Raw genomic sequence first — 16,927 nt, 5'->3', positions numbered from 1 at the left:
TTAGAACAACCCTGGTGTTGGTGCTCTATTCCCGCCTTGGTTCGGTATGTACGTTGTCCGTGTTCTTATGCCGCTGAACACTTACTTTTGATGGACAAAGTACGGCAATGTGTAGCCATCAGATCGGCCTGTGTAGCTGTAAGGGGTTTTCATTGCCCAGGTATACGAGAGGAACAGCAGCGGAATGGTGCCTTCGTCCTTCATCGCAATCTCTGTGGCCTGTTGCAACAGCTTTTCACGCTGGCCGTCGTCGAGGGTTTCCCGCGCTTTGGCCAGCGTTTTATCAAATTCAGGATTCGAATAACGCCCGCGGTTACCTTGCCCGCCGTTCGGCCCGAAAGTCTCGAGCAGCGGCCCGAGCACGCCCGACGCTTCGCCGGTTTCAATCGCCGCGCCGCCCATAATCAGGCTGAAATCACGCTTCGAGGCCCGCGAGAAATAGACGCTGCCCGGCATGGTCACGACATCAGTTTTGATGCCCACGCGGCTGAACATCTGGCCGAGCGCCTGCGCAATTTTAGAATCGTTCGGATAGCGGTCGTTTGAGGCGTGGAACGTCAGGGTGAAACCGTCCGGATATCCCGCCTGCGCCAGCAGCTGTTTGGCTTTCGCCGGATCATAAACCGGTGCGGCAATCGACGGCGTGTAGCCGAAATACCCTTTCGGCACCAGCTGCGAGGCCGGAACGCCCTGCCCGTCCATAATGCGGTCAACGATTGCCTGACGGTTAATCGCCAGCGACATCGCCTCACGCACTTCCCGCTTTTTCAGCGGATTGCTGCCGTCCGGCCCTTTGGCAAACGGCGACACATCGCGATCCTGATCCGGGTGTAAATACAAAATGCGGTTACCGGCGACAGATTCCAGATGCAGGCTGGTTTGTTTCGCCAGATCCCGCCCGTCCGCCGTCGGCACGCTTTCAATTAAATCCACGTCACCGGAACGCATCGCGGCCACGCGTGCGCTCGGGTTTTTGAAGACGCGCAACGTGACTTTGTCCCACTGCGATTTTCCGCCCCAGTACTGGTCATTGCGTGCCAGCACCACGTTGTCGTCCGGCGTCCAGCTGACAAATTTGAACGGCCCGGTGCCGATAACGTCTTTCCCTTCGTTCAGGGTTTGCGAGGGCACCGTTTCCAGACGCGCCGGTAAAATTGCCACGCGGCTCAGGTTGTTGAGCAATAAAGGTGTCGGCGTTTTGGTGACAATTCTCACCGTTAGCGGGTTCACTTCCGTGACGTCAGCAATGTCGTTGACGTACGGCGTGTAGGCGCTAGGGCTGTTTTCAGAGGCCAGCGCCACGCGTTTGATGCTGGCGATCACGTCTTTGGCGGTGAAGTCACTGCCGTCGTGGAATTTCACGCCGGGACGCAGGGCGAATTCCCAGGTGGTGTCGTTGATGACTTTCCACGAGACGGCAAGTGCAGGCGATATGTGTTGTTTTTCGTCCTGATTCACCAGGCCGTCAAAGATATTGCGGGCCATCGCGCTGTTGGCGCCACCCACATAAAACTGAGGATCCATCGAAGTCGTTGACGCAGCAAGACCAATATTCAGGTCAGCGGCCTGTGCTGCAAAGGTTTGAAACCCTGAAATGGTGGCCAGCGCCGAGGAAAGCACTGCGGCCAGAACGGACTTTCTCATGCATTTAACCCTTAATTATTTTAGATTTTCAGGCAATGTGTGTCAGATCGTAAATCGGAGTCTAGGGGGTGGACTTCTGGATTGAAAATTGTATTTTGTGTTACATCCATAAACAAATGTTATGGATTCTGAGGAAATATTATGAAAATTAATCCCCGACAGGTCGAAGCCTTTCACAAAGTGATCCTCACTGGCGGGATTACGGCGGCGGCGAATATGATGAATATCACGCAGCCCGCGGTCAGCAGGCTGATCCGTGACTTTGAATATGCCATCGATCTGAAGCTGTTTGACCGCGACGGTCGCGGGCTGATCCCGCGCGACGATGCCATCAAGTTGTACCGTGAAGTCGAACGCCTTTACCTCGGACTTGAACATATTTCACGTATCGCCGACGAAATCCGCCACTCTAAAGGCAGCGTTTTGCGTATCGGCAGCGTCGCGGCACTTTCGCCGCTGTGTGTTGAGCACGTGCTGCCACCGCTGATTGAAGAGATTGCGGATATCTCACTGTTTCTCGATATCGAAAGCACGACGCACATTATGGATGTGGTCACCGGCAACCAGTACGACGTGGGGTTTATCTTCGGAAAGCCCGATGTAAAGGGGCTGGAAGCCGAAATGCTGGCGCAGGCCAACGCGGTAGCGGTGATGTCGCCAAGGCATCCGCTGGCAAAACAGGACGTGGTGACTGCGATGGACCTGACCCGCTATCGCCCCATTATTCCTGGCCGGAAAACGCCGCTGCGCGAACAGCTGGATCAGGTCATGAGCCGTCTCGACCTGTATATGAACAACCCTATCGAAACGTCGCTTAATAATTGCTGCATCATGGCGGGGAATAATCTGGGCATCGGCATCGTCGATTACATTACGGCGCGCAGCCACAAGAGCGATATTGTGCTCAAGCCATTTACGCCAGATATAAGTATTGCCTATCTTGCCGTATTCCCGCCGCAGATCCCGAAAAGTCGTCTGGTAGAACACATTACTCAAGAAATGAAGACGTTAATCGAAGGTTATCTGTGATCCTTTGTGACAGCCCCCCCGAAAACCCACCAAAAGGTTCACACAAAGTCACATTTCTTTGTGATTGCTGTCACACTCTCCATTCTGTTTAAGCCATTTGTGGGTAAATAGCGCGCCCAAATAGACTTAAAGGCTATATAAACTTCCTGCAACATCATTTATTTGAATAAGTCGTTTTTTTTATTCCATTTAAATCAATACACTAACAATTAGCCGTACAAAGAGTAATCTCACTTATAATAATTTACCTAATTTCAAACTCTTCGTTACACATTCACAACCCCGATGAGAAGTATTACTATTTGCGCGAAATTGTCCTATCTGGTTCATTTGATAACAGGTGTTCATTACGTGTTTCCAGCTTTTCACACATCTTGACTACAATAATTTTGTCTACAACATATGTGCAGTGAGATAAATCATGCCAACAATTAAGAGTAAATGGACCTGGCTCCTCTGGCTGCTGAGTGCGCTGATGGCCGTTATCGGCCTGACACTCGGCATCGGCGGTGCGTATCTGGCCACATTGGGAGGAAGCATTTACTTCCTGCTGATGGGTCTGGCGCTCGTCGTTTCCGCCGTTTTAATTTTCAAAGGCAAGCCTTCGGGCGCGTGGCTCTACGCCGTCGCCTTCGTGCTTTCTGTTATCTGGGCTATCTGGGACGCCGGTTTTACCTTCTGGCCGCTGTTCTCCCGCCTGTTCACCTTTGGTGTTCTGGCCTTCCTCATCGCACTGGCTTATCCGCTACTGAAATCGCGTGCGGGCCTTGTTGCCCGCAAAGGCCCGAGCTTCTCGCTCGCCGCCGTGCTGGCGGTAGCCCTGATTGCGGCATTCGGTAACACGTTCGTGCCGACGCCAATCATCAGCGCTGATAACGATCAGGTTCCGGTCAAACCGGTTGATAAAGATGCGGAACAGAAAAACTGGGCGAACTGGGGCAACACCACCGCAGGCGATCGTTTTGCTGCACTGGATCAGATCAACAAAACCAACATCGATAAATTGCAGGTTGCGTGGATTGCGCATACCGGCGATATCCCGCAGAGCAACGGTTCCGGTGCAGAAGACCAGAACACACCGCTGCAAATCGGTGACAAGCTGTTTGTGTGTACCGCGTACAGCAAAGTGATCGCGCTTTCTGTGGATGACGGTAAAAAGCTTTGGGCTTACGACTCCAACTCTACCGCGCCGAACTGGCAGCGTTGCCGTGGTCTGGGCTATTACGAAAACAGCAGCGAGAACAGCGCGGCGCCACAGGCACCGGCAGCTCAACCGGCAGCCGTTCCTGCGGCCGAGCCGGTAACACCAGCGGCTTCCGAAGCGGCCGCGCCGGTTTCTGATGCGCCACAAGCGCCAGCGGCCACCGGCGGTACCGTGAGCGGAACCTGCGAACGTCGTCTGTTCCTGCCAACCATCGATGCGCGTCTGATCGCCATCAACGCCGACACCGGCAAGCCTTGTGCTGATTTCGGTGACAACGGCGTGGTTGACCTGAAAGTCGGCATGGGTGAAGTGAAACCGGGCTACTACCAGCAGACCTCTACCCCGCTGGTCGCGGGTAATGTGGTCGTGGTCGGTGGCCGTGTCGCCGATAACTTCTCCACCGGCGAACCTCCGGGCGTGGTGCGTGCGTTTGACGTTCACACCGGCGCACTGGTTTGGGCATGGGATCCGGGTAATCCGAACATCACCAAACTGCCACCGGAAGGTGAAACGTACACGCGCGGTACGCCGAACGTCTGGTCAGCGATGTCTTATGATCCGAAACTGGGTCTGATTTATATGCCAACCGGCAACGCCACGCCTGACTTCTTCGGCGGCACGCGTACCGAGCTGGATGATAAATACAGTTCATCCGTGGTCGCTGTTGAAGCCACAACCGGTAAAGTTCGCTGGACGTTCCAGACCACACATCACGATCTGTGGGACTTTGACCTGCCGTCTCAGCCGCTGCTGTATGACCTGCCGGACGGTAAAGGTGGCAGCACGCCGGTTCTGGTGCAGACTTCCAAACAAGGCATGATTTTCATGCTGAACCGCGAAACCGGCCAGCCGGTCGCGAAAGTGGAAAACCGCGAAGTGCCGCAGGGTAACGTCCCTGGCGAACGCTACTCCAAAACGCAGCCTTTCTCCGTCGGTATGCCAAACATCGGCAACCAGACTTTGAAAGAGTCTGACATGTGGGGCGCAACGCCGATGGACCAGTTGCTGTGCCGCATCGAGTTCAAAGGCATGCGTCACGAGGGCGTTTATACGCCTCCGGGTCTGGATCGTTCCCTGCAATTCCCGGGTTCTCTGGGCGGCATGAACTGGGGTAGCGTGTCGGTTGATCCGAACAACGCCATCATGTTCGTGAATGATATGCGTCTGGGTCTGGCGAACTACATGGTTCCGCGTGCCAAAGTGCCAACCGGCGCGAGCGGTATTGAGATGGGGATGGTGCCGATGGACGGTACGCCGTTCGGCGCAGTCCGCGAGCGTTTCCTGTCTCCGCTGGGCATTCCCTGCCAGAAACCACCGTTCGGTACGATGTCTGCGGTTAACCTGAAAACCGGTAAAATCGTCTGGCAGGTTCCTGTCGGTACGGTGAAAGACACCGGTCCGCTGGGCATCAAAATGCGTATGCCAATGGAAGTCGGTATGCCAACGCTGGGCGCGAGCCTGTCAACGCAATCCGGCCTGCTGTTCTTCGCCGGTACGCAGGATTTCTATCTGCGCGCGTTCGATACCGCAACCGGTAAAGAAATCTGGAAATCCCGCCTGCCGGTGGGCAGCCAGTCCGGCCCGATGACTTACGTTTCCCCGAAAACCGGTAAACAGTACATCATCATCAGCGCCGGTGGCGCACGTCAGTCCGCAGAACGCGGCGACTACGTGATTGCCTACGCATTACCAGATCAGAAGTAATTCGATTTAATTTTGTCGAAAAACAAAGCCCGCCGGTGTGAACTGGCGGGCTTTTTTGTTTCGGGGATGTTTATGGGGTGTTCAGGGAAGCCTTGATGCCTGACTCTTTAATCCTGCGAATATTGCTTCGCTGATTTTTACAGGAAAACCGGCGGGCAATAAAGCCGCGACGTCCTTAATCACCTGCGGAGTTTTTTCTTTCATTTCCGCCATCATACGGACCACACTCTCTTGCGGAAAATCGACCCGCTGCGCCGTTGTGCCAAAATGCCGGGGAAGGATCCTGTCCCAGTGAAAATGCCGGTTTTTCCCCAGAACAGCCATCGCCATTTTGGCTTTTTTCGCCGGTATACCTTGCGGATGCATAAGCGGGAAAGCAGACATCACATCATACAGTGGCGTCATCCGGTATGCGCTTCCGGGTTCTATATACACGCTAAAGTTCTTCGCATGACCGTCAATGGCAGCGAGCATCCAGAACAGAATCTGACTCTTAAAAAACAGTTCCCGATCACGTAAAACCTGCTGTGAGCCAAGCAGAAGTTTCATTGCCGCCGCGATGCCCGGACCACCGTCAGACTCGTATTTCAGCGCCGGAGCCACGCCCAGCGCCTGACAGAAATCTTCCTGCGGCAACCGCATCAGCCAGGAACCATCCTGTGACCAGCGGCGATCAAAGCGCTCAACCACTAACACTTTTTGCGTACCGAAACGGGCAATTTCGGCACGGGCGGCGGGGAGCCCAAACTGTTCCGCAATCTTCAGGCACAACCATTCATTTTCAACACTTTCGCTTAAATCGATTCCATTGTTTGCTATATAGCCAATGGGAAGTTTAAGAATATGGCTCGTCGGCGTGCTCCCCTGCGGACGATGCCACTGGTCGCGATACCATAACAGGGCTGTTTTTTCCTGAGCTCCGGCCAGCGAAATACGAAAGTCATCGACTTCCGCTTCCATGCCCAAAGGGGCTTCTTTATAGCCCTGAAGAAGATGTTCCACTTCTTCATCGCTTAGCGGTTGCGCATGAATTTCAGTTACCGGCGTGACTTGGCTGTTCTCCGGATACAACTGAACTGCACCGACACAATCGCCCCCAATGCGGGAAAGCAAATCGAAAGGCTGCTTCGTCGGAATGGCAAAACGCGCCTGAATACGGCTGCGGATTTGCTCATTATCGGGGAGAAGGTTATCAAAAAAGTTGTATACCACGGCACCACGAAACTTTGCAGTTTGCAGCGGAAGCGATAACGAAATAGCACGAGCTCCCGCCCGGTTCAGCCAGCTTTCGTGATACATAAATGACATTTCACCGCCACTGGCTTTCTCTAACGTCCCCACCGTAATGCCATTTAACGCGAGCGTTAACTTATCCATGTATTACCACTCCTGATCCCACGACGTCTTGTCCTGTGGATCACTGTTTCTTGGTGCTATCTGCAGCTCTAAATCCAGCGCAGCGAGCAGTTTAAACAGTGTTTCCAAGCGGGTTCCATCCGGGTAATTTTCAAATTCAGAAACCGTGGACTGTTTCAGGCCCATTGTCTCAGCGGTTTTACTCTGGCTCAGTTTGCGCTTTTTACGCTCATTCCGCAGTGCACTGGCCAACATTTTTGTTGAAGTTATATTCATATTATCCTCCATGGCGGATATTTTCAGTATATCCCCTGTAAGGGATAAATCAATTTCTATCCTCTAAAGCGGATAATATTAAAATATCCTCTACACCCTATAAGCTGTAAAAATCTAATACAGCCTTCAGGCTGTAATTTGCCCTTTCTGCCTGTCACATGTTTCAATGCGTTCCCGTTCTCCCGGTCTCAAATAAGCCAGACGCCGATGAAAAAAAGTGAATTTATCGCTCAGGATTTGCTGAGCAAGATTTATCAGCACAGCGGATCTCTGCCGGAAAAGTTGCCGCCGGAGCGCCAGCTGGCGGAAGAGTATGGTGTGTCACGGTTTACCGTGCGCAAGGCGCTGGAAAAACTCGTGAGTATCGGCGCGGTGCGCATCGTGCAAGGCTCGGGGATTTATATCAATGCGGGCGTCGGCAGCAATCCGCTGGTATACAACTCGATTACCGAGAAGAAATTCACCGACATCAGTTTCAAAATGCTGGAGTTGCACAAACGGCGGCCTGACCGCGAAGAGCAGCAGGTTTTCGATTTAACCGCGGATGATTTTATCTGGGCGTTTACCCGTCTGCGGCGCATCAGCCAGCGCAACGTACAGATTGAGTATTCGCGGATGCCCGCCGAAGGTTTTGCGGATCTGAATCAGAAAACGATCGAGCATTCCATTCAGCAATACGTTCTGAATAAAGGCTTCGCGATTTCGCATTCCCTCACCCGTTATCAGGCGGTCACCGTCAGCAAAGAACAGGCGCAGTTGCTGGGCTGCAAGAAAGGCATCGCCGCCATGCAGATCACCAACAGAGGGATTTTGCAGGGCGGCCGCGTTTACGCGTTCAGCGATATCCTCGATATCGACTATTCATGCACTTACGTTATCCCGTTTAATCAGGATAATCTGGCGTTTCGCCAGACTTAAGGCGTGTGGATCACGCCGTCGGGCAGGCGGCTTTGCGTCCATTCATGCGGACGATACACCACCGGAAATTCATTCGCCGCCTCGCTGTTGAAATCCACGCCGATCCCGGCTTCTTCACACGGATAAAAATACCCGTTCACCGGTGTCTGTGCGCCGGGGAAAACCTGCTGCGTATTAGACGGATAAGCCACAAATTCCTGAATTGCAGAATTGTGCAGATGAATATTCAGGTGCGTATTCACCGCCGCGCCGATCGGCGTCATGTCCGGCGGGCAATGCCAGGCCAGACGCACGCCAAAACTCTGGCAAAAATGCGCCAGTTTCAGCGCGGGCGTGATACCGCCGATTTGCGAAACGTGGCAACGGATAAAGTCGATCCTGCGGTTGATGATCAGATCCTTCCATTCTGCCGGATTATTAAAAAGCTCGCCGGTGGCCAGCGGCACGGCGGTCTGGCTGCGGATCTGCGCCAGCCACTCGTTTTGATCGGGTGGCAAAATATCTTCAATAAAATACGGGCGATATTGTTCTACCGCTTTGGCAAACTGCACTGCCTGTTGCGGGAACAGACGCTCGTGAACGTCATGCAGAATGTGGAACTGATTGCCGTACTTTTCACGCAGCGCTTTAAACATGGCGAGCGTGTTATCCATGTACCGATCCTGATCGTAATACGCACCCGCCGCCGGTTCGCGCGTGGTGTGGAAATCGCGCGCGTTGCCACCGTAAAAGCCCAGCTGGCAACGGATGTGGCGATAACCTTCGGCCAGAAGACGATCCACTTCGCCGTAAAGATCTTCCAGCGTTTCCCCCGCCGCGTGGCTGTACGCGGTTACCGCATCTTTCGATTTACCGCCGAATAAATGATACAGCGGCATATTCGCCAGCTTACCTTTGATATCCCACAGCGCCATATCGATGCCCGCGATGGCGTTGTTGATCACCGGCCCGTTACGCCAGTACGCGTTCACCATCATCATCTGCCATATATCTTCGATGTGATTTGCATCGCGGCCTAACAGCAGAGGTTTGAGGTATTCATCAACCATCAGTTTCACCGCCAGCGGACGCTGCTGGAATGTGGCGCAGCCGAGCCCGAAAACACCGCAATCAGTTTCAATTCTGACAACCACTAAATTATGGCGATCGGGCCGCGTTATCTGGCATTCAATATGTGTAATCAGCACAGGTTTCATGGAAAATCCTTAATAATGACCTTCAGCTCTTTTAAGGAAAAGAGTGCGGGAATATTCGTATTTCGGTTATTTCACCGTATTTTACGCCCGGCTGTAAACCTTAATTTTATGCATTTATTTTGGTTTAAAAGACCGGCTAATTACCGGTAAAAACCAGACCAATTCTCGAGCAACCCCACTTAATCAGGCTATAAACACGGATTATGTGACCAAGATCCTGTTTTATTGGTTTGTTTTTGAAAACCACGCTCATTACACTCCCTTCCCATCTGAGAATAAAAATACAATTTTCGTCGCGGGGTTCAGGGTGAATATAGAAATAATGCAGTCCGTTATTAGCGGCGTCGGCGGTGCAGAAAATATTAATAAAGTCTGGCATTGCATGACCCGTCTGCGTTTTGATTTAGCCGACGAAAATAAAGTGGCGTGGGATGAGATAAAAAATCTGCCCGGCGTTTTAGGTGCGCAAAGCCAGAGCGGTCAGGTGCAGATTATTGTCGGCCCGAAGGTGAACACCTGGTACGAAGCGATAGTTTCGCAACTGGATCCGTCGTCAAAGCCAACAGGAAATGTTTCCACAAATGCGCGCAAAAGCTTGATCTCGATGTTCATGGATACGGTGTCCGGCGTGTTTGGCCCGATCGTTCCGGCCATTGCGGGCGCAGGGATGATCAAAGGTTTGCTGGCCGGTTTAATCGCTCTCAAGGTGATTTCAGCAAAAAGTGAAACCGTGATGATCATCGATCTGATTGCCAGCGGCGTTTTCTATTTTCTGCCGTTCTTCCTCGCTGTCTCTGCCGCCAGAATATTCAAAACCAACGAATATCTGGCCGCCGCAGTCGCCGCCTGCCTGATGTATCCGACGCTGATTGATGCCGCAAAAGCGCTCGCCAGCCATACTGCGGGTGCGCCAACGGCGTTGTATTTCATGGATATATTACCGGTTTCGGTATTTAACTATTCTGCCAGCGTTATTCCGGTGATTTTCTCAGTGCTGGCGCTGAGCTACATCCACCGCTGGGTGGACAAAATCATGCCAGACGTGCTGAAAACTGTTTTCACGCCAACGCTGACATTATTTATTGCGGCGCTGGTTTCGCTGACGGTGATTGGCCCGGCCGGAATTTACCTCGGTAAACTGCTGGCGCTGGGTATTCAGGGGCTGTTTGAAGTGTCATCGGTGTTTGCAGGCTTTATTGTCGGCGCGATCCGCCCGGTGGCGATCCTCACCGGAATGCATCACGCCATGACGCCGATCGCTTTGCAGAACTTCACCGATCAGGGCTGGGACATGCTGATGCCGATGATGTTTATGGCCAACATGGCGATTGCCGGTTCGACCTTCGCGATTTATTTCCACGTAAAAACCCGCGAGCAGAAATCGGTGGTGCTCTCAGCGGCGATTTCCGGGCTGCTGGGGATCACTGAACCGGCGTTGTTTGGTGTGCTGACACGTTACAAGAAAGCATTTATCGCCACTACTCTCAGCAGTTCTGTGGCGTCGGCGTTTATCGCGTTCTTCGGTGTGAGGTTGTACGGCTATATTCTGTCGAGCATTTTCAGCCTGCCCGCCTACATTGGCCCGTACTTCATTTATATCGTAATGGGCGTGGTGTTATCGCTGGGGCTGTCATTTACGCTGACCTATCTGATGGTCGTAAAAGGAAAAGGCACCGATTTCCCGGTGCCTCTGGTGAACCAAACCCGCTGATATCATCAGGCCGCTGTTTTTGAATGCACTATTTCAGACAGCGGTGAATTTTCTATCCGGTTGGTCAGACGACCAATGTTTTCGATTTCCACTTCAATGACGTCATCTTCATGGAGGAACAACGGCGGAACGCGGGTTTTACCGACACCACCCGGTGAGCCTGTCATGATCACATCGCCAGGCGAAAGCTGGGTAAACGTGCTGATATAGGCGATGATTTGCGGAATGGTGTGAACCATATTGGCGGTAGTGTCATCCTGGACCAGCCGGTTATTGAGCCAGGTTTTAATGCTCAGATTCTGCGGATCGCCCACTTCATCCGGCGTCACCATCCACGGGCCAAAAGCCCCGGTCGACGGCCAATTTTTACCGGCGGTGTACCATTTATGCTGCCAGTCGCGTACCGAACCATCCATATAGCAGCTGTAACCGGCGATATAACTCAGCGCATTGTCCGCGGAAATATTGCGCCCCGTACGCCCGATAACAATCGCCAGTTCACCTTCATAATCGAATTCATTCGTCGACGCCGGTTTGAGGACAATACCGTTATGCCCGACTTGCGAATCGGCAAAGCGGACAAACAACGTCGGCGCATCGCTCGTTTCGTTAAACTCTTTGCGCTTTTCCGCGTAGTTCATGCCCACGCCAAAGATTTTTCCCGGACGGTCGATCACCGGAAGGAAGCCGATCTCGCTCAGTTGCAGGTCAGCAGGAAGCTGCGCGTATCGGTGCAATTCTTCCAACTGATGGTGTGCCATGAATTCGTTAATATCCCGGCATCCCGAATGGCGACCAACGTCAACGATGCCGTCTGCCCGGAAGAGACCGAAACTTTTAGTTTGTTCTTTACTGATGATGAAATTAACAATTTTCATAGATGCACTTAGAGTCTTATTTTACTTAAAACAGGTGAATTCGCTGGTGTTACCTTCGCGGTTATGTCGCTTGCGCCGCAAAGTTGGCGAGATTATTGACCCTACTTCTCATGCCTTCTACTATATTTTATTATCAAATCAATGAATATCAGGAATCAATGTTAAATAACAGAGACTTAGATTATTTTGTGGTGGCAGCGCAGATGATGAATTTGAGACTTGCGTCACAAAATTTAAATATAACTCAGCCTGCACTTTCCAAATCTATTACCCGTTTGGAGAAAGAACTCAGGATAAAACTGTTTAAACGAGCAGGTCGTGGACTGGAGCTGACTGAGGCGGGCCGCATTCTTTATCAGCGAGGGCTGGCGCTGCAAAGTTCCTATCTGGAAATTGGCGAAATCATGAACGAGTTAAGCAGCGGCGCGGGTGGGATCGTCCGTGTCGGTGTCTCGGGTTCAGCGACACAATTCTTACTGCCTGAAATCTGCAAAATGCTGCAATCTCAGGTACCGAACATGAAGCTGGAAATTCAGATCGGTATGAATGATGTCCTGTTTAACCTCCTGGAACGACATGCGATCGATATCATCATCGGGCCACTGGTGCACTATGAAAGCCCGGTCGTCCAGTTGCCTGTGACCGCTGACCGTGTCGTCGTTGCCGCATCACGCGACCATCCGCTGGCAGGCAAACCGGTATCCTTGCGCGACCTCAGCCATTACGGATGGATCTTGCCCGCCAAAACCGTTTCGATGCGCCAGTGGCTGGATAAGCTATTCTATGAAAACCACTGCCCGCCACCGGCGGTTAAAGTAGAAATCAGCTCACTGGCCTCAGTCCCCGGGCTCATCGCCAAAAGCGGCCTGCTGAGTTTTATTTCAGAAAATATCCTGGCGGAAGAGGAATTTGTTTCACGCCTGACCCGGATAGATAACGATCAGCTTGTCATGGAGCGCCGTGTCGGCATCACGTGGCTTGAAGGCGCGTTTCTTTCCCCGGCGACGCAGAAGGTCATCGAAGTGACGCAAAGCGTAGGGCAAAAAATGCAGAACGAAGCCCGCCGGATGCCGGACGAATAAAACCAGCACCGGCGGCACAAGGCGGGTATCAGACAAAATGGCAGGCGACGCGGTGGCCGGTTTCCACTTCACGCAGTAACGGAATTTCGGCGCGGCAACGTTCGGTGGCGCGCGGGCAACGGGTGTGAAAACGACAGCCGGATGGCGGTTTTGACGGATCCGGAATTTCACCGCTGACCATCGCTACCGGCTCGCAGTCAGGATCGAGCGTCGGTACTGCTGCCAGTAACGCCTGCGTGTACGGATGCAAAGGCTGGTGGAACAGCGCATCGCGGCTCGCAGCTTCCACCAGTTGCCCCAGATACATCACCGCCACGTCGTCACACAAATGTTCCACCACGCCCAGATCGTGCGAGATAAACAAAAACGTCACGCCGTGATCGTCGCGTAAATCCGAGAACAAATTGATGATCTGTGCCTGAATCGAGACGTCGAGCGCAGAGATCGGTTCATCGGCAATAATGAATTCGGGCTGAAGGATCAGCGCCCGCGCTATGCCAATACGCTGGCGCTGTCCGCCGGAAAACTCATGGGGAAAGCGGTTGTAATGCAGCGGCGAGAGGCCGCAGATTTTCATCACTTCCACCACTTTGTCGTGCAGTTCAGCGCGTGAGCAGAGTTTATGTTCCAACATCGCTTCGCCGATCGCGTCACCAATACGAATACGCGGATTCAGCGAACTGTAGGGATCCTGAAAGACCAGCTGGATTTTAGGCCGCAGCGCTTTCAGCTGTTTCGGCTTGAGGCGGTGCAGGTCTTCGCCGCGAAACTTCACGCTGCCCGCCGTTTTCTCGTACAAGCCGAGAAGCGTTCGCCCGACGGTAGTTTTGCCGCTGCCGGATTCACCCACGAGACCAAAAATCGTACCTTTGCGGATGTTAAAACTAACGCCGTCTACCGCGCGAAGCTGGCCTGTTTCCTGCCCGAATACGCCGTCGCGGACTGGGAAGTGTTTCTTCAGGCCATCCACTTCTATCAGGTAGTCGGTACTCATCAGATTTTCAGCACTCATGGCTGCAACTCCTTCTGCGTCATTTCATTTGCCGGACTCAGCCCGCTGTAAAAACATGCCGCCTGCCGTGACCGCCCTTCAAGCAACGGGATCCCCTGACGGCAACGCTCTGTGGCGCGTTCACAACGATCGGTAAAAGCACAATACGGCGGCAGCGCGGCCAGATCCGGTACCTGACCAGGAATGGAATACAACCGCCTGCGGCGCTCGCCCGGCGTAGGCCGCGACGCGATCAGCCCCTGCGTATACGGATGCAGCGGATTGCGCAGCACGTCAGCCGTCGCGCCCTGTTCGACGATTTTCCCTGCGTACATCACCACCACGTGATCCGCCATCTGCGCGATCACGCCTAAATCATGTGTGATCAGCATCAGCGCCATGTGATTTTGCCGCGCCTGATCGCGTAACAGCCGCAAGATCTGCGCCTGCACGGTGACATCCAGCGCCGTGGTGGGTTCATCGGCGATCAGCAACTGCGGCTTACAGCTCAGCGCCATCGCGATCATGATGCGCTGCAACATACCGCCAGAAAGCTGATGCGGATAACTGGACATCAGGCTTTCCGCGCGCGCCAGCCCGACGTCAGTGATCATCTTCGTCGCCTTTTTCCAGGCCGGTTTTGGCGATTCCCCGAGATGGCGGATCAGCGGCTCAACCAGCTGTTCACCAATGGTCAGCACCGGATTGAGCGCAGTCATCGGTTCCTGAAAAATCATCGCCAACTGGTTGCCACGTAAATCCGCCATCTGCGACGGGCGTAGTTTCAGTAAATCGCGCCCCTGAAACAGGATTTCCCCGCCATCAATGCGTGCCGCCTGTGGTGGCAATAACCCCATCAGCGACATCGCCGTGACGCTTTTCCCGCAGCCCGACTCACCCACAATGCCCACGGTTTGCCCGGCCTGTACGTCAAACGAGACATCCTGCACCGCACGCACGCGCCCCTGATCGCTGGCGAAAGACAGCGAAAGCTGGTTAAAACGGATCAACGGTTCAGTCATTTTTTGCTCCGTTTCATCTTAGGATCAAGCGCATCGCGCAGGCCATCGCCCAGTACATTAATCGCAATAACGGTGATAAAAATTGCCACGCCCGGCGGCATCCATAACCACGGACGGCGCTGGAAGTCGATCAGGCTGTTAGCCGCGTCCATCATGTTTCCCCATGAAGGCGTCGGCGGCACCACACCCAGGCCGAGATAGCTGAGCGCCGATTCACTGAGAATGGCGTTTGCCACCGCCATCGTCGCCATCACCACCAGAATGGGGACCGTATTGGGCAGCAGATGGCCGAACAGGCGACGGCGTGCAGACAACCCAAGCACCTGCGTCGCCAGCATGAAATCACGTTCACGCAGTGAGAGAATTTGCCCGCGCACCAGACGCGCCAGTTTCGGCCACTCCAGCAAGCTGAGCATCACAATCACCATGTAGACGCGGGAATCCGGCGAGAAATCCAGTTCCGAAAGCATCGCGCCCATCACAATCAGCAGCGGCAGGCTCGGAATAGTCATCACCAGATCGGCGAAACGCATGATGATTTTGTCAGCAATTCCGCCCAGATAGCCAGAAACTGCGCCCATCAGATACCCGAGAGTGACGGAGAGCAGCATGGTGAGCAGGCCGATAATCAGCGAAATGCGCCCGGCCAGAAGCAAGCGCGTGTAGACATCGCGTCCCAGAAAATCCGTTCCCAGCCAGTGTTCCGCGTTCGGCGCTTTATTAATCATCAGCGCATCGGTGGCGTCATCGCGCCACGGCGAATAGTAAGGGCCCGCTACGCACCAGACCGCCATGACCAGCAGCAAGATCAGGCAAAGCATCGCCAGCCGGTTCTGCCGTAGCGATTTCCAGGCCTGCTGCCACGGTGACGGTGTCACCTGCGCCATCGCCGGAATTTCCGCTTCGCGCAGCCGGCGGTTGGTGGAAAATAATGATCCAAACATCACGACCTCACACGAATACGCGGGTCAGCCCACGCATAAAGCACATCGGCAATCAGGTTGCCCAGAATGGTCAGAACCGCCAAAAACAGCGTGAATCCCATCAGTACCGGATAATCACGCGCCGCCAGCGAATCAATATGAATGTGCCCCGCGCCCGGCCAGTTAAAAACTTTTTCGGTAATCAGCGCCCCGGAAAACAGCCCCGGCAGCTCGAATCCTAACAGCGTGATAATCGGCAACAGTGCGTTTCGCAATGCGTGTTTGAGGATAACGGTGCGCTCGCGCAGCCCCTTTGCACGCGCGGTGCGGATGAAATCCATGCGTACGACGTCCAGCATGCTGGCGCGAAAATAGCGCGTCAGGCTGCCTGCCTGAAGCATCACCAGCGCCATCACCGGTAACACCAGATGCGCCGCGACCTGCATCACCCAGGCCCAGCCAGTGGCATCGCTGCCGGTATTCGTCATCCCCCCAACGGGCAACCAGTGGAGATCGACCGCAAACCATTTGATCAGCAGGAGACAGAGGAAGAAGGTCGGGAATGACATCGCCGCGAAAATCACCACGCTGACGCCGTGATCAAACAGAGAATAGGGTTTCATGGCAGAAACAATGCCCACCGCCAGCGCGATACCCCAGTACAGCACCATCGCGATGGTCGCCAGCAGGAAGGAGTTCCAGATGTACTGATTCAGCAACTGACTCACCGGGATCTGATATTGCAGTGAAAAACCCAGATCGCCCTGGAGCAAGTTCCCCAGCCAGTGCACATAGCGGCTAAGCAGCGGCTGATCGAGACCGTATAACGCTTTGAGTTCGGCGGCACGCTGTGCGGTCAGGGTGATATTGCCGTCGATAAAATCGCCCGGCGTTTTGGCAAACAGCATAAAGATGAGCAGCGAAGCGAGGAACAACATCGGGATGGTTTGAAGCAAACGACGCAGAATGAAATTTCTCATGACTTTCTCATTG

Annotated in this window: 14 protein-coding genes; 5 read left to right on the top strand and 9 right to left on the bottom strand. The window is 53.6% G+C overall.

Annotation, left to right across the window (positions count from 1 at the left end; genetic code table 11):
• Nucleotides 1-81: 81 nt before the first annotated feature.
• Nucleotides 82-1,644, bottom strand: coding sequence for an ABC transporter substrate-binding protein (locus CWS43_RS16495; RefSeq protein ID WP_101078136.1), 1,563 nt, complete (start codon nucleotides 1,642-1,644; stop codon nucleotides 82-84).
• A gap of 141 nt (nucleotides 1,645-1,785) precedes the next feature.
• Between CWS43_RS16495 and CWS43_RS16490 the strand changes: the two genes are divergently transcribed.
• Both CWS43_RS16490 and CWS43_RS16485 read left to right on the top strand, forming a co-directional pair.
• Entirely contained in the window at nucleotides 1,786-2,673 is an 888-nt protein-coding gene (locus CWS43_RS16490; RefSeq protein WP_101078134.1) for a LysR family transcriptional regulator, read from the top strand.
• A 421-nt stretch (nucleotides 2,674-3,094) separates the two neighbouring features.
• Nucleotides 3,095-5,581, top strand: a complete 2,487-nt coding sequence (locus tag CWS43_RS16485) for a membrane-bound PQQ-dependent dehydrogenase, glucose/quinate/shikimate family (protein ID WP_101078131.1) — start codon at nucleotides 3,095-3,097, stop codon at nucleotides 5,579-5,581.
• Between the two features lie 81 nt (nucleotides 5,582-5,662).
• Here CWS43_RS16485 and CWS43_RS16480 read toward each other — a convergent pair whose 3' ends face one another.
• Nucleotides 5,663-6,958, bottom strand: coding sequence for a type II toxin-antitoxin system HipA family toxin (locus CWS43_RS16480; RefSeq protein ID WP_101078129.1), 1,296 nt, complete (start codon nucleotides 6,956-6,958; stop codon nucleotides 5,663-5,665).
• A gap of 3 nt (nucleotides 6,959-6,961) precedes the next feature.
• A complete protein-coding gene (locus CWS43_RS16475; protein WP_101078127.1) occupies nucleotides 6,962-7,213 on the bottom strand; it encodes a helix-turn-helix domain-containing protein in 252 nt (83 codons plus the stop codon).
• A 207-nt stretch (nucleotides 7,214-7,420) separates the two neighbouring features.
• Between CWS43_RS16475 and CWS43_RS16470 the strand changes: the two genes are divergently transcribed.
• Nucleotides 7,421-8,131, top strand: coding sequence for a GntR family transcriptional regulator (locus CWS43_RS16470; protein WP_101078125.1), 711 nt, complete (start codon nucleotides 7,421-7,423; stop codon nucleotides 8,129-8,131).
• Here CWS43_RS16470 and CWS43_RS16465 read toward each other — a convergent pair.
• On the bottom strand, nucleotides 8,128-9,327 hold the full coding sequence (locus CWS43_RS16465; RefSeq protein WP_101078123.1) for an enolase C-terminal domain-like protein: 1,200 nt from the start codon (nucleotides 9,325-9,327) through the stop codon (nucleotides 8,128-8,130). The genes CWS43_RS16470 and CWS43_RS16465 overlap by 4 nt on opposite strands.
• A 322-nt stretch (nucleotides 9,328-9,649) precedes the next feature.
• Here CWS43_RS16465 and CWS43_RS16460 point away from each other — a divergent pair, with 322 nt between their 5' ends.
• A complete protein-coding gene (locus tag CWS43_RS16460) occupies nucleotides 9,650-11,038 on the top strand; it encodes a PTS transporter subunit EIIC (RefSeq protein WP_101078121.1) in 1,389 nt (462 codons plus the stop codon).
• A 5-nt stretch (nucleotides 11,039-11,043) separates the two neighbouring features.
• On the opposite strand, the gene CWS43_RS16455 is transcribed toward CWS43_RS16460, so the two are convergent.
• Nucleotides 11,044-11,916 (bottom strand): fumarylacetoacetate hydrolase family protein, encoded by an 873-nt coding sequence (locus CWS43_RS16455; protein WP_101078119.1) that lies wholly within the window; start codon nucleotides 11,914-11,916, stop codon nucleotides 11,044-11,046.
• Between the two features lie 158 nt (nucleotides 11,917-12,074).
• Here CWS43_RS16455 and CWS43_RS16450 point away from each other — a divergent pair, with 158 nt between their 5' ends.
• Complete coding sequence (locus tag CWS43_RS16450) at nucleotides 12,075-12,998, top strand: LysR family transcriptional regulator (RefSeq protein WP_101078117.1); 924 nt, start codon at nucleotides 12,075-12,077, stop codon at nucleotides 12,996-12,998.
• A gap of 28 nt (nucleotides 12,999-13,026) precedes the next feature.
• On the opposite strand, the gene CWS43_RS16445 is transcribed toward CWS43_RS16450, so the two are convergent.
• From CWS43_RS16445 to CWS43_RS16430, 4 genes are read right to left on the bottom strand one after another with little or no spacing between them, the layout of a single operon-like run.
• A complete protein-coding gene (locus tag CWS43_RS16445) occupies nucleotides 13,027-13,992 on the bottom strand; it encodes an ABC transporter ATP-binding protein (RefSeq protein ID WP_101078239.1) in 966 nt (321 codons plus the stop codon).
• A gap of 14 nt (nucleotides 13,993-14,006) precedes the next feature.
• The gene (locus CWS43_RS16440) at nucleotides 14,007-15,011 is read right to left on the bottom strand and encodes an ABC transporter ATP-binding protein (RefSeq protein WP_101078116.1); all 1,005 of its coding nucleotides are present in this window, start codon (nucleotides 15,009-15,011) and stop codon (nucleotides 14,007-14,009) included.
• On the bottom strand, nucleotides 15,008-15,955 hold the full coding sequence (opp4C, locus tag CWS43_RS16435) for an oligopeptide ABC transporter permease (protein WP_198555851.1): 948 nt from the start codon (nucleotides 15,953-15,955) through the stop codon (nucleotides 15,008-15,010). The genes CWS43_RS16440 and opp4C overlap by 4 nt, the downstream gene beginning before the upstream one ends.
• A complete protein-coding gene (locus CWS43_RS16430) occupies nucleotides 15,955-16,914 on the bottom strand; it encodes an ABC transporter permease (protein WP_101078238.1) in 960 nt (319 codons plus the stop codon). Before CWS43_RS16430 ends, opp4C begins: the two co-directional genes overlap by 1 nt.
• Between the last annotated feature and the right edge of the window lie 13 nt (nucleotides 16,915-16,927).

The sequence above is a fragment of the Rahnella sp. AA genome, assembly GCF_002834385.1.
Taxonomy (GTDB): domain Bacteria; phylum Pseudomonadota; class Gammaproteobacteria; order Enterobacterales; family Enterobacteriaceae; genus Rahnella.
This window is presented reverse-complemented; position numbering and strand designations above follow the sequence as displayed.